Source organism: Providencia sp., from assembly GCF_003533305.1.
Taxonomy (GTDB): domain Bacteria; phylum Pseudomonadota; class Gammaproteobacteria; order Enterobacterales; family Enterobacteriaceae; genus Providencia.
The window spans coordinates 70,305-83,931 of sequence record NZ_DOEH01000022.1 but is presented as its reverse complement, the minus strand read 5'-3'; the positions used below and the strand labels follow the sequence as shown (position 1 = coordinate 83,931).

Sequence of the window (13,627 nt, the reverse complement as noted above, 5' to 3'; positions counted from 1 at the left end):
AAATACGTTCTTGGTGAAAAATCAATCTAACGGTTGCTCAATCGTTAAATATTACCAACGCTGCTTAAGCAGGTTAGGTTGGATACCGGCAATTTGCACAAGATTGCGCAAGTTCTTTTGCGAGATACCCGCTTCGAATTCTTCACGGAAATATTTGATGGCACTTTGTAACGGTTCTACCGCACCCGGTGCATGAGCACAAAAAGTTTTACCTGGACCTAAGAAACGGCATAACTGCTCTAGGGTTTCAATATCCCCCGGCTGACCTTCGCCTTTTTCTAGCGCTTGTAAAATTTTCACACTCCATGGCAAACCATCACGACACGGCGTACACCAACCACAAGACTCACGTGCAAAGAATGTTTCTAAATTACGCACGAGTGAAACCATATTGATTTCGTGATCGACCGCCATTGCGAGCGCAGTACCTAAACGGCTACCGGCTTTAGCGATATTTTCGAAATCCATTGGTAAATCAAGGTGATCGCTAGTCAAAAAGTCAGTACCTGCCCCACCGGGCTGCCATGCTTTAAATTTTAGACCATCACGCATACCACCTGCGTAATCTTCTAAAACTTCACGCGCAGTCGTCCCAAATGGTAGTTCCCAAAGGCCTGGGTTTTTAACACGGCCAGAGAAGCCCATCAGTTTAGTGCCGGCATCTTTACTCTTACCTGCACTAAGGTCGATATACCATTTGTCGCCATGCTCTAAAATTGCAGGCACATTACAAATGGTTTCAACGTTATTAACACAAGTTGGTTTGCCCCAAGCACCTGATGTCGCAGGGAATGGTGGTTTTGAACGTGGATTTGCACGACGTCCTTCTAGGGAGTTAATCAGTGCGGTTTCTTCACCGCAGATATAACGCCCTGCGCCTGTGTGCACAAATAATTCGAAATCAAAACCAGAACCTAGGATATTTTTACCCAGCAGACCTGCCGCTTTCGCTTCTTCAATGGCGCGACGTAAATTTTGTGCCGCTTCAACATATTCACCACGTAAAAAGATATAACCACGGTAAGCTTTTAATGCATAAGCCCCGATAATCATTCCTTCCACTAATAAATGTGGCAGTTGCTCCATTAGAAGGCGGTCTTTATAAGTCCCCGGCTCCATTTCATCCGCATTACATAAAAAGTAACGCAGTTTCATGTTTTCATCTTTTGGCATCAGGCTCCACTTCAAGCCTGTTGAGAATCCCGCACCACCGCGACCTTTTAATCCTGCATCTTTAACAAGATTAGTCACTTCCTCGGGAGCCATGCCTTTAAGGGCACGTTCAACGCCTTTGTATCCGTTAGTACTGCGATACTCATCCAACCACACAGGTTGGCTGTCATCACGCAAACGCCATGTCAGCGGATGTGTCTGCTCAGTACGGATCACTGGTTTAACGGAGGAGTTTGTCATGGATACTGCTCCAGTAGCTTTTCAATATTTTCAGGCTGGACGTAACTGTGCGTGTCGTCATCTATCATCATAGTTGGACCTTTATCACAATTACCCAAGCAACAAGTCGGTAGCAATGTGAAGCGACCGTCATCTGTTGTTTGACCTGGGCGAATATTTAGCTGTTTGATAATTTCAGCTTCTAAGCCCTGATAACCAGTAATATGACAAACCACACTGTCGCAATAGCGAATAATGTGACGTCCAACTGGTTGGCGGAAGATTTGGCTATAGAATGTCGCCACACCTTCAATATCACTTGCTGGAATACCCAGAACATCCGCTATTGCATGAATAGCGCCGTCTTCGACCCAGCCGCGATTTTTTTGTACAATTTTTAGTGCTTCAATTGATGCTGCTCGTGCATCTTCATAATGGTGTTTTTCACCTTCAATCTCTTCACGTTCTTTCTCTGTTAAGACAAAGCCGTGATGTGCTTGAGGTTCAAATAAATTTACACCATCTTGTGCAACGTGCTTATCATTTTCGTTATGTTCATTATGCATGGTTAGCGATCCACATCCGACATTACAAAATCGATACTACCCAGATAGACAATCAAGTCTGAAACCAAACTACCTTTAATCACCGCCGGAATTTGCTGCAAATGCGCATAACTCGGGGTACGAATACGGGTACGGTAGCTCATCGTGCTGCCATCACTCGTCAGGTAGTAGCTGTTGATACCTTTCGTGGCTTCAACCATCTGGAATGACTCATTCGCAGGCATCACTGGACCCCAAGACACTTGTAAGAAGTGATTGATCAGGGTTTCAATGTGCTGCAATGTGCGCTCTTTTGGTGGCGGAGTCGTCAATGGGTGATCCGCTTTGAAAGGACCTTCTGGCATATTCTTCAAGCATTGCTCAAGAATACGGATACTTTGACGCATCTCTTCCACTTTGATCATCACACGGTCATAACAATCGCCGTTATGGGCAATAGGAATATCAAATTCAAAGTTTTCGTAGCCTGAATATGGACGCCATTTACGCACATCAAAATCAACACCTGTTGCACGTAAACCCGCACCAGTAACACCCCATGCCAGTGCTTCTTCTTTGGTATAAGATGCCACACCAATAGAACGGCCTTTTAGGATGGAGTTTTTCAGTGCAGAAGTCACATAAGATTCTAAACGCTTCGGTAACCAATCTAATAGTTCGCGTAGCAGCTTATCCCAACCTTGAGGTAGGTCATGAGCGACACCACCAATCCGGAACCAAGCTGGATGCATACGGAAACCCGTAATGGCTTCGACAACGTTGTACACTTTTTGTCTATCAGTAAACGCAAAGAACACAGGTGTCATTGCACCAACGTCTTGAATATAAGTACTGATATACAACAAGTGACTATTAATACGGAACAATTCAGACATCATCACACGGATGGTTTTCACACGATCCGGTACTTCGATACCTGCAAGTTTTTCAACCGCTAAGATATATGGCATTTCGTTAACACAACCGCCGAGGTACTCGATACGGTCAGTGTAAGGAATGTAGCTATGCCATGACTGACGCTCACCCATTTTTTCAGCACCACGGTGGTGGTAGCCGATGTCAGGGACGCAGTTCACAATCTCTTCACCATCAAGTTGTAAAACGATACGGAACGCACCGTGAGACGATGGATGGTTAGGGCCCAAGTTCAGGAACATGAAATCTTCGTTTTCATTTCCACGAGACATATCCCATTCTTCTGGTTTGAAAGTCAGCGCTTCCATTTCTAAGTCTTGTTTTTGCTTAGTCAGAACAAAGGGGTCGAACTCGGTTGCACGCGCAGGGTAATCTTTGCGCAGCGGGTGACCTTCCCAGCTAGGTGACATCAGCAGGCGGCGTAAATTCGGATGACCTTGGAAGGTAATGCCGAACATATCCCACACTTCACGCTCATACCAACTTGCGTTCGGGAACAAAGAAACCACTGATGGCACGTTTAAGTCATTCTCATTAAGCGCAACTTTCAACATGATATCGCGATTACGATCAATGGATATGATGTGATAGAAAACACTAAAGTCTGCCTCAGGCAGACCTTGACGATGAATTCTTTGACGTTCATCTACCCCATGCAAGTCAAACAACATCACATAAGGTTTTGGTAGTTTTTTAAGAAAATCTACAACTTCCAGTAACTGTTCGCGTCTTACCCAGATAACTGGCATGCCAGTACGGGTAGCTTGAACAGAAAAGGCATCTGGCCCAAATTGGTTGCGCAATTCCAAAAGCACAGGGTCATTTAAATGATCCTGTGTCTGCCATTCTGGCTGGGTACTACTTGCTTGCGCTATCTGACCTGTCATCATTCTTCACCATAACGCTTGATCAGGTTTATTATTTCGCAACAACATTGCTCTGTTACGCTGTATGGCTTTAAGCCTTAAATTTGGTCTGGTGTACGCAGGTTTGTCACTGCGATACGTTCACCGTGCTTTCTTTCTCTTTCTGACTGCATGTTGGCACGATAAACACCCTGATCTCCGACGACCCAAGAGAGCGGACGACGCTCTTTGCCAATAGATTCTTGTAAAAGAAGTAAAGCCTGCATATAGGCTTCAGGGCGTGGCGGGCAGCCAGGGATGTAAACATCCACAGGGATAAATTTGTCAACGCCTTGTACGACAGAATAAATGTCATACATACCACCAGAGTTGGCACATGAACCCATGGAGATAACCCATTTAGGCTCTAGCATCTGGTCATAAAGACGTTGAATAACAGGCGCCATTTTAGTGAAACAGGTTCCTGCGACGACCATGAAATCGGCTTGACGAGGTGAAGCACGAAGTACTTCTGCACCAAAGCGGGCAACGTCATGAACAGCCGTGAACGAAGTTACCATTTCTACATAGCAACATGAGAGACCAAAGTTATATGGCCATAGAGAGTTTTTACGTCCCCAGTTAACAACATCGTGAAGTGCATGAGAAAGTTTCCCCATATACACGCTGTTTTCAACTTGCTGCTCCAGTGGATCGCTTACGATTTCCTGAGTTTGCAGTGGGTAACGGTCGTTCTCACCGTTCGGATCTATGCGGGTGAGCGTATAATCCATTGTATAATGCCTCGCTTCTTACTGCGGATGACGATTGCTGATTTTAATAACTTCACTAGGACCTTTAACTGCGCGACGTGAGCGGACTGGAGTCCAATCCAATGCTCCTACGCGAGCTAAATAAAATAGTCCCGCCAACAATACCAAAATAAAGATAGCGGCCTCGATGAAGCCTACCCAACCCGTTTCACGGATGGCAGTGGCCCATGCAAATAAAAACATGGCCTCAACATCGAAGACAACGAAGAACATAGCCACCAAATAAAATTTGGCTGACATACGAAGACGGGCACTGCCGACAGAATCAATACCTGATTCATAGGGAACGTGTTTTGTTCTGGCTTTGGCGCGGCTGCCCAAAAAATGACCAGCGACCAACATAAAAGCACAAAGACCGATAGTGCCGATAAGGAATATCGCAAACGCCCAGTTATGGGCTAACGCTAGGATTGATGTAGACATACTCGTTGCTTACTCATTACTTATGGTGCGGACCCTGCTCTTTTTTAACAACACGGCAGTATTGCACCACAATTGCCCAGTTAATCGAGAAGAAAGACCAAAAGTTATCACCAAACTAAAAATCAGCCTGAAGACTGTGTTTGGTTTGTCCTCTCTCATTACAATTTATTTTGCTCAAATGAGGCAAAATAACCCGTATTTTTCACAAATAATTTACAGTTCGAAAACATAAAGCAAACAATAAATACTCATGTCTTGCTAAAACGTGTCAGTGTAATGATACACAGGTAAACACGCAAACTAGTTTAACTGATTATTCGTTTTTACTACACTATTATCTCAGGAAAAACCTGTCTTAACGGATGAAAAATTGCTCTTTTTATTTGATCTAGCGCACAGTTTTATTTAAAAAATACTCATGCTGTTTACATTACATTCAAATTTACATTAAGTATTGATAACGCTTTTTTTTCCTTTGTACTAAGTAACTAACTGACAACACTGTGCTATTTTTTATACCGTTCAAAAATAGATTGTTAACAAAGTAACAATCCATTAACCAAATTATGAAATTCACGTTATGCCATCTAAGTCACAATTATTTCATGGTCTTGAACATTTAACCATACTTATTAAGTGGTTAATTGATTTATTTCTAACCGATATAACAAAAAATATTCATAATTTTGAACTAACTCGTAATCTGAACAGATTAATGCCCATTATTAACAAGTGCACTAGCAGCTAATTTATTTTAGCAGAATTAAAATTTGTTAATTTTGTCCCTGAACAGTTTTAGTGAACGAAACGTCTTTATCTTTCTAAAATGCAATTAATTTTATCTATAATAAAATGAAGTAAATCCTCATGGTTTTAAAAATACATTTATCGAAAGATAAAAATAAAAAAGCTGAGTTCCATAATAAGAAACTCAGCTCTAAACGAGACATCAGATTAACGTATTAACTCATTCTTAAAGGCAAATAAATTACCCTTCGATAGAATTAGTCTCTGTAGTATCACTCGCAGCGGTAGCAATATACGGGATTTTTTTGTTTTCAATTGCATTGAAGACCGTTAATACAAAGTCTTTCTGTTCATCCGCATTTTTATATAGCCAGTATTGAATATCTGGAAGACGTGGTAGACCATCAGACTCACTCAGTATACGAAGATCTGCATTTTGCATTTCCATCGGCCTAGCAGTCACACCAACTTCTGCATTTACTGCGGCTCGAACCGCGGGTAGCGATGCTGCCTCATAAGCGATATGCCAAGGTAGATTAGCTTCATCCAGTGCCGCAGTACACAATTTGCGATAAGGATTAGTTTCATCCATAACGACTAATGGAATTGGCTCGTTATGGCGTAATTGGAAATCAGGCGCACTGTGCCATAAGACCGGAACAGTTCTTAATGCAGTTTTAGGATGATGGCTAATTCTTGCGGTTGTTAATGCTAAATCTATTTCGTGATTATCTAGCATTGACTCGATAAATTGAGCGCGCTTGATACGCACCTCAACCGCAATACGCGGATATACCGAAGCAATACGATTAAGTAAAAATGGAAGTAATACATCAACAGTATCGTCGGATGCACCAATTCTTAATTCGCCATCCGCGTCATTGTATGCCAGTGATGCAGTTGCATCATCATTTGCACGCAATATTTGCCTTGCATACCCCAACAATTGTAAGCCATGCGCAGTTAACAACTTATTACGGCCATGACGAGCAAATAACTCGCGGCCGACTAGCTGCTCTAAACGTTGCATTTGTTGGCTCACTGCCGATTGTGTTCTACATACTGCAGCTGCCGCAGCAGCAAAGGTGTTTAGATCAGCAACTGCAATAAAAGTACGTAGCAAGTCGAGATCTAGATTCATTATTGGACGATTGGAATTTATCATCGTTAATTCTCTTATATAATTTTATGGTGCCTGGTGTTTCTGCTCTCCTCCGTGAGAATCAGCGAGTTTGTATCAACTACTTTATTTTGCATCTCTTATCCGTAGATCTGCATTTCCTGGGTTGTCTGATTAAAGCTCATAAAAAACATAAGCTAGAAGCAGACACTATGGCTAGTCAAAACTAAATTGCTTTATTAAAGCAATACACTATCAAAAAATTCAATATACTATTCCTTCAACTTGCAGTTAATTTTTACAGGTAGAGATGATTATATTTAACTTTAGAATCACACACTTAAGGTATGTTCATCCAGACATCTTTAATTGTAATCTGCCAGTAAATCGGAATTATTTTGGGTATATACTGCCATATTTAAGGCATTTCTCTGAATAAAATGAGAAAAGAAAGCCTATATCTAAATACTAACATATTTAATGTAAATGCAATTATTTTAATGTAAGCACATTATAAACATCATCTTGACTTATTTATATTGGTTTAAATATCATTTGGTTATAATGAATTCCTTCAATTCTGTCTAAATGGTACATAGCCAAACAATCAATATTACTAACAAAATAGGCTTAAAAATTATAAAAAATCACTAATAATGCGTAAAATTTATTTCTTAATTAATGATTTAAAGATCAATATTACATTTTGATACAATTTTTATTTATCCTATTCGTTTTAGTCTCTTTATTTCAACTTTTACTCTAAAACAATAATAATTATTAAAATTTAATTCCACCATAACTAATATAGTAAGATGTTAAAGCCTGATTAATGAATATTTTCAGATACCACATATTACATTTTAGTATAAACCAACCGTTTCCACCAAAATTTATCTTGCATCTTCAAAAGCTTCCGAGGGAAGAGTACAGTAGAGTGATAATGCCGGCCCCCCTACCAAAGTAACCCCGTTAGGGTAATGAGAGAACAATGAATAATTTAACAAAATCCAATAAGCTCGATAATGTCTGTTATGACATCCGTGGGCCAGTTTTGAAAGAAGCGAAACGCTTAGAAGAAGAAGGCAATAAAGTACTCAAACTGAATATTGGTAACCCGGCACCATTTGGCTTTGAAGCACCCGATGAGATCCTTGTTGACGTATTACGCAATCTACCAAGCTCACAGGGTTACTGTGACTCAAAAGGCTTATATTCAGCACGTAAAGCCATCGTTCAACATTATCAAGCTCGTAATATTCACGATATGACTGTTGAAGATGTCTATATTGGTAATGGCGTTTCTGAATTAATTGTGCAAGCGATGCAAGCCTTGCTCAATGATGGTGATGAAATGTTAGTGCCTGCGCCAGATTACCCACTGTGGACAGCTGCGGTTTCGCTTTCTGGAGGTAATGCTGTTCACTATATGTGTGATGAGCAACAAGGATGGATGCCTGATATCGATGATATCCGTAAAAAGATCAGTCCTAGAACCCGTGGAATTGTGGTTATCAACCCCAATAACCCAACAGGCGCGGTATATAGTAAAGAACTACTATTAGAAATTGTTGAAATCGCCCGCCAACACAACTTAATCATCTATGCAGATGAAATATATGACAAAATTTTATATGATGATGCACAACATCATTCTATTGCCGCACTTGCGCCTGATTTGCTCACTGTCACTTTTAATGGTTTATCCAAAACCTACCGTGTTGCCGGCTTCCGCCAAGGCTGGATGGTACTCAATGGTCCGAAAAAACATGCGAAAGGTTATATTGAAGGGCTAGAAATGCTTGCATCTATGCGTCTATGTGCCAACGTACCGATGCAACATGCGATTCAAACTGCTCTTGGTGGTTACCAAAGTATTAGCGAGTTTATTCAACCCGGTGGGCGTTTATATGAGCAGCGCAATCGTGCATGGGAATTAATCAATCAAATTCCTGGCGTTTCTTGTGTTAAACCACAAGGTGCACTGTATATGTTCCCAAAAATAGATGTTAAACGCTTTAATATTCACGATGACCAGAAAATGATCCTTGATCTACTATTACAAGAAAAAGTTCTTCTTGTTCAAGGTACAGCATTTAACTGGCCAGAACCTGACCATTTCCGTATCGTGACGTTGCCTTATATTGACGATCTTGAAATGGCGATCAATAAGTTTGGGCGGTTCTTAGAAAATTACCGTCAATAAAATTATTTTATGATTACACAAAATAGCCTCTAATAAATTAGAGGCTATTTTATTTCTATCTATCATAGTGCATATTTTGAATATTACTGACTAAAACCAATCATTATTAGACTTTTAAATTATCGAAATAATATAAACTGCTGCTAAAAAAAACAATACTAATATAATAGGAAAATATTTCATGATGTTCCTTAATGATGTTGAGCTATAACCTATTCATTATAATTTTTTATAGCCTCAAATCAATTAATAATTAAAGTCAAAAAACAATCATCTTATTTTGACTTTACATGTTATTTTTTAGTTGTTTATAGTTATCTCTATCCATTTATTCGATTTAATGCAATTTAGCAAGCTATGAAAAAAAGAAAATACACATACATTATTTTTCACCTCACCATTAATACTTAGGATTACTTTCCAAGTATCAACCTATTTTATTAAATAGTAAAAATCATTATTAGTTGTACATATTTTAACATTAAATATATTAGCAATAGTTTCACTCTATTTCACATTAAGATATATCATTTTACGCCATGTCCCTAGATAACTTTCTAAATAAATAGAACCAATAATGTAATCTTATAATTAAATAAATAAATAAATAAATAAATAAATAAATAAATAAATAAATAAATAATTTTATTAATAATATTTTGATTTCTTTAACTTTATTATTTTTCAATAAAGTCATATCCATTTCGAAAGCTATATATTATAATTGTTTTTTATCAAAAAAATGAGGATCTATGAGCTATTTTTTCGCCCACCTTGCTAGAATGAAACTCATCCATCGTTGGCCATTAATGCGTAATGTTCGGACAGAAAATGTTTCAGAACATAGTTTACAAGTCGCGATGGTTGCTCACGCTTTAGCTATTATTAAAAATCGTAAATTTAATGGTAATGTAAATGCTGAACGCATAGCTATGCTAGCAATGTATCACGATGCCAGTGAAGTTATTACGGGTGACCTCCCTACACCAATCAAATATCATAATCAGCAAATTGCTCATGAATATAAAAAAATAGAAAAATTTGCTCAGCAAAAACTACTTGATATGCTACCAGAAGAGCTGCAAGAAGATTTTAAGGCGCTGCTTATTGAAGATTTACAAACAGATGAAGAGCACTTTATTGTTAAGCAGGCGGATTCATTATGTGCTTATCTTAAGTGTTTAGAAGAGTTATCTGCGGGTAATAGTGAATTTAAACTAGCTAAAAAACGGCTCGAAAAAATGCTCGATGATAGAAATAGCCCTGAAATGGAATATTTCATCGAGACATTTGTACCAGGTTTTAAACTCTCGTTAGATGAAATTAGTCATTAAAATGTGGAGTGAGGGTTCTGATTCCTCGTTTATGTTCTAACAAGTGAAGTAGAACAACTTCCTGATCCAGGAAAGGCAATATAAAGTGTTTTTGCATCACCATTAACGCCTATAATGGCCTTTCCATGGTCACGTTCAGTACCAATGATATACCACTCTTTGTGGTAATTCTAGCAGACCAATTATCATGTAAGTCAGGTATTCTTAATTCATATAAAAATGAAAAAACATTTTCTATTTTAATTTTATCTCAGGATATTATAAAAAAACATTTTAACGCCTTACCCCAAAAGAAAATTCAATATTTACCTCTGCAAAATAAGAATTACGTCTAAATCTTTCCGTTTTCTTTAATATCTACTTTCAATAAATAGTAGACGTTAAATCTAACAATATAGTAGTCAAATTTAAAGCTGATTAATTATTAATAGCTAATATTTATTTAAAATATAAGGTAGAGAAATAAAGCTCTAAATAATTAGAGCTTTATTTTTACTATTTAGAAAGGAAACAATATAGGTACGACTAATACACTAATAACCATCACAATAATCGTAAATGGCACACCCATTTTTAAGAAGTCAGAAAACTTATAACCGCCAGGGCCTAAAACCAAAGTATTAACCGGTGAAGAAATTGGAGTCATAAAGGCTGCCGATGCAGCAATACCAACCACCATAGCAAAAGGTAATGGCGAAACTTCCATCTGGCGCGCGGCAGCAATCGCAATGGGTGCCATTAACACCGCAGTTGCCGTATTTGAGATAAATAGTCCTGTGACCGCACAAAGGACAAATAGACACAACAACATCACATGAGGTCCCATATTGCCTGCAACATTCATAAGCAAATCAACGGCAAGCGTAATCCCGCCCGTTTGTTGCAAAGCCAGTGCAAATGGCATCATCCCAACGATTAAAATAATACTTGGCCAGTGAATTGACTTATAAGCGCTTTCCATATCAATGCAGCGAAATTTACCCATTAACAAGCATGCAATAAGTGCTGCAATAAAATTAGGAACTTCATCTGTTACCATCATGGCAACCATCAATGCTAAACAAAATAGTGCATGAGGAGCCTGTGAAGAGGCAGGTGCAACCGCTTCAACTTCAGCGGCTAAATTAAGGACGATAAAATTACGTGGCTTGGTGGATAAAATACGAATAAGTTTCCAATCCCCAATCACTAACAGTACATCCCCGACTCGCAACGCTTCATCAACTAATTTACCATCAAGCGCTTTTCCATCTCGTCTTATACCAACGACATTAAGTCCATAACGCGTACGAAACTTGATATCACGAAGACTTTTACCCAGCAGTTCAGAATCCGGATTCATTGAAACTTCCGCCATCCCAACATCACGAGATTGGTCTGAAAAATAATCGCCACGTAAAATCATCGGCTCAAGCTGTTGCTCAAAACAAAATTGGCGCAAATCATCATCACTAACTGAAATATCAATTAATAAAACATCTCGCTCACGCAATTCCGTTCCGCCCGTCGCACTCACCATTACTCGACGAAATTTACGCCAACGTTCAATACCGACAACGTTAGCTTCATAGCGTGAGCGCAAATGTAATTCTTCTAAGGTATGGCCAATCAATGGTGAGCCGGAACGAATCGCTAATCGGCGAGCTCGCCCCGCCAGCCTATAATCACGAATTAAATCACGAAAAGTACGTCGATAACGCTCAGGAAGTTTGTCTGGTTCATCACTGCCTAACCAGCGGCGAGTCAGCCACATATAAGCTATACCCGCTAGTAAAATGATAATCCCAATAGGTGTTATTGAGAAAAATTGAAAACCTTTGATTCCTTCTCTGACAAGCTCACTATTGACGACCATATTTGGCGGAGTCGCCACTAACGTCATCATTCCACTGATTAACCCAGCAAAACCAAGCGGCATCATCAAACGGCTTGGTGATGTTTTCATCCGAGCCGCAACGCTCAAAACGACGGGGATGAAGATAGCAACAACGCCAGTTGAACTCATAAAGGCACCGAGTCCAGCAACAGTCAACATCAGGAAAACTAACATTTTGCTTTCGCTGCTACCCGCAACACGAACAAGCCAATCCCCCATTTGATAGGCAATGCCGGTACGAACTAAGCCATCACCTATCACAAATAAAGCCGCAATAAGCAATACGTTAGGATCAGAAAACCCCGCCGTAGCCTGCGCTAACGTCAACGTATCACTTAGTACAAATGCCACTATTACCAATAATGCCACAACATCCATGCGAATTTTATTAGTGGTAAATAGGACTATTGCAATCAATAACAGGGTTAACACCCACAACAATTCTCCGTTCAAAATATCCCCTTTCGACGAAAAAGCAGTGTTAAATATTTCCCTTAGTTAATCATGTTTTGGGTACAATTTCTTTGATTAGATCACTATTAAACATTTTTTGCTACTAAAAGGGTGAAATCACCATTATTGTCAGGACCTATAACCGAAATTTGCGCCAATGAACTGACAATTATATCGATTTCATTTCTTCGTGGCATATTGTCAGGTGCATGGACTGCCACGACTTGGCTACCGGCATCAAGTGCAGAATAGATGCCTGCGGGCGCATCTTCAAACGAAACACACTCATTTGCGTTAAGTGATAGTGCTTTAGCGCCTAGCATAAATGGCTCAGGATCAGGCTTGCCTTTTGTAACTTTTTCAAAAGTTACCCAGTGCTTGGGTTCAGGTAATCCCGCCGCTTTTTGACGACCATGTGCAATAGGCACCGTACCCGAAGTCACAATAGCCCAGGGCGCACCTAATTCATTCAAGCGCAACAATAGCGCTATCGCACCAGGCAATGCAATAACACCATCAGTATCTTCGCTTTCCATTTTTTCTAGCCAGCGAAAATAAGTCATAATTTCTTCTTCGCTCGCTGCGGGTAGAAAATGACGTAAACTTGTCAGTGCAGGCTTCCCATGGATAAAACTGACAATTTCCTCTGGCGTTTTACCAATTTTTTCACCAAATTTACACCAAGCACGCTCAACCACGGCTAATGAATCTGCTAATGTGCCATCAAGGTCAAATAGAAAACCTTTTGCTTTTAATTTCACGTCTACCCCTTTAATTTTTTATCCACGACAAAATTTGAGTTGATTCTAGACCTGTGCATTAGTTAACGCTAAATACGGGCACATACGCAACCTAGATATCAAAAATAATTAAGAATTAAGCAAAAAGCTTAGATTTGAATGCGCTGAAGAGTTAAA

The 13,627-nt window shown here is 39.5% G+C and carries 10 protein-coding genes; 2 read left to right on the top strand and 8 right to left on the bottom strand.

Features of this window, described 5'->3' with window-relative positions:
• Positions 1-51: 51 nt before the first annotated feature.
• The 6 genes from nuoF to DD649_RS14220 all read right to left on the bottom strand — a co-directional run bounded on the left by nuoF (position 52) and on the right by DD649_RS14220 (position 6,886).
• Positions 52-1,413, bottom strand: a complete 1,362-nt coding sequence (gene nuoF, locus DD649_RS14245; RefSeq protein ID WP_294108013.1) for an NADH-quinone oxidoreductase subunit NuoF — start codon at positions 1,411-1,413, stop codon at positions 52-54.
• Complete coding sequence (gene nuoE, locus DD649_RS14240; protein ID WP_336430863.1) at positions 1,410-1,958, bottom strand: NADH-quinone oxidoreductase subunit NuoE; 549 nt, start codon at positions 1,956-1,958, stop codon at positions 1,410-1,412. Before nuoE ends, nuoF begins: the two co-directional genes overlap by 4 nt.
• A gap of 2 nt (positions 1,959-1,960) precedes the next feature.
• On the bottom strand, positions 1,961-3,763 hold the full coding sequence (gene nuoC, locus DD649_RS14235; RefSeq protein WP_294108011.1) for an NADH-quinone oxidoreductase subunit C/D: 1,803 nt from the start codon (positions 3,761-3,763) through the stop codon (positions 1,961-1,963).
• 74 nt (positions 3,764-3,837) lie between these two features.
• Positions 3,838-4,512, bottom strand: coding sequence for an NADH-quinone oxidoreductase subunit B (locus tag DD649_RS14230; RefSeq protein WP_294108009.1), 675 nt, complete (start codon positions 4,510-4,512; stop codon positions 3,838-3,840).
• Between the two features lie 18 nt (positions 4,513-4,530).
• Positions 4,531-4,974, bottom strand: coding sequence for an NADH-quinone oxidoreductase subunit A (locus DD649_RS14225; RefSeq protein WP_294108007.1), 444 nt, complete (start codon positions 4,972-4,974; stop codon positions 4,531-4,533).
• Between the two features lie 988 nt (positions 4,975-5,962).
• Positions 5,963-6,886: a LysR family transcriptional regulator gene (locus DD649_RS14220; protein WP_294108005.1), complete on the bottom strand. Its 924-nt coding sequence runs from the start codon at positions 6,884-6,886 to the stop codon at positions 5,963-5,965.
• Positions 6,887-7,832: 946 nt separating this feature from the next.
• On the opposite strand from DD649_RS14220, the gene DD649_RS14215 reads away from it, so the two are divergent.
• Positions 7,833-9,047, top strand: a complete 1,215-nt coding sequence (locus tag DD649_RS14215) for a pyridoxal phosphate-dependent aminotransferase (protein WP_294108003.1) — start codon at positions 7,833-7,835, stop codon at positions 9,045-9,047.
• A 752-nt stretch (positions 9,048-9,799) separates the two neighbouring features.
• Positions 9,800-10,381 (top strand): 5'-deoxynucleotidase, encoded by a 582-nt coding sequence (gene yfbR / locus DD649_RS14210; RefSeq protein ID WP_294108002.1) that lies wholly within the window; start codon positions 9,800-9,802, stop codon positions 10,379-10,381.
• 499 nt (positions 10,382-10,880) lie between these two features.
• Here the strand turns inward: yfbR and DD649_RS14205 are convergent, their stop codons facing one another.
• Positions 10,881-12,710: an SLC13 family permease gene (locus DD649_RS14205; RefSeq protein ID WP_294108000.1), complete on the bottom strand. Its 1,830-nt coding sequence runs from the start codon at positions 12,708-12,710 to the stop codon at positions 10,881-10,883.
• 86 nt (positions 12,711-12,796) lie between these two features.
• Positions 12,797-13,471 carry a sugar phosphatase gene (locus DD649_RS14200; protein ID WP_294107998.1) on the bottom strand — a complete coding sequence of 225 codons (675 nt, stop codon included), beginning with the start codon at positions 13,469-13,471 and terminating at the stop codon, positions 12,797-12,799.
• Positions 13,472-13,627 lie beyond the last annotated feature (156 nt).

Coding starts and splice junctions, on each gene's coding strand:
- DD649_RS14230 (WP_294108009.1), bottom strand. CDS start 4,512: ATGGATTATACGCTCACCCGCATAGATCCGAACGGTGAGAACGACCGT.
- nuoF (WP_294108013.1), bottom strand. CDS start 1,413: ATGACAAACTCCTCCGTTAAACCAGTGATCCGTACTGAGCAGACACAT.
- DD649_RS14215 (WP_294108003.1), top strand. CDS start 7,833: ATGAATAATTTAACAAAATCCAATAAGCTCGATAATGTCTGTTATGAC.
- nuoE (WP_336430863.1), bottom strand. CDS start 1,958: ATGCATAATGAACATAACGAAAATGATAAGCACGTTGCACAAGATGGT.
- DD649_RS14225 (WP_294108007.1), bottom strand. CDS start 4,974: ATGTCTACATCAATCCTAGCGTTAGCCCATAACTGGGCGTTTGCGATA.
- yfbR (WP_294108002.1), top strand. CDS start 9,800: ATGAGCTATTTTTTCGCCCACCTTGCTAGAATGAAACTCATCCATCGT.
- DD649_RS14220 (WP_294108005.1), bottom strand. CDS start 6,886: ATGATAAATTCCAATCGTCCAATAATGAATCTAGATCTCGACTTGCTA.
- nuoC (WP_294108011.1), bottom strand. CDS start 3,763: ATGATGACAGGTCAGATAGCGCAAGCAAGTAGTACCCAGCCAGAATGG.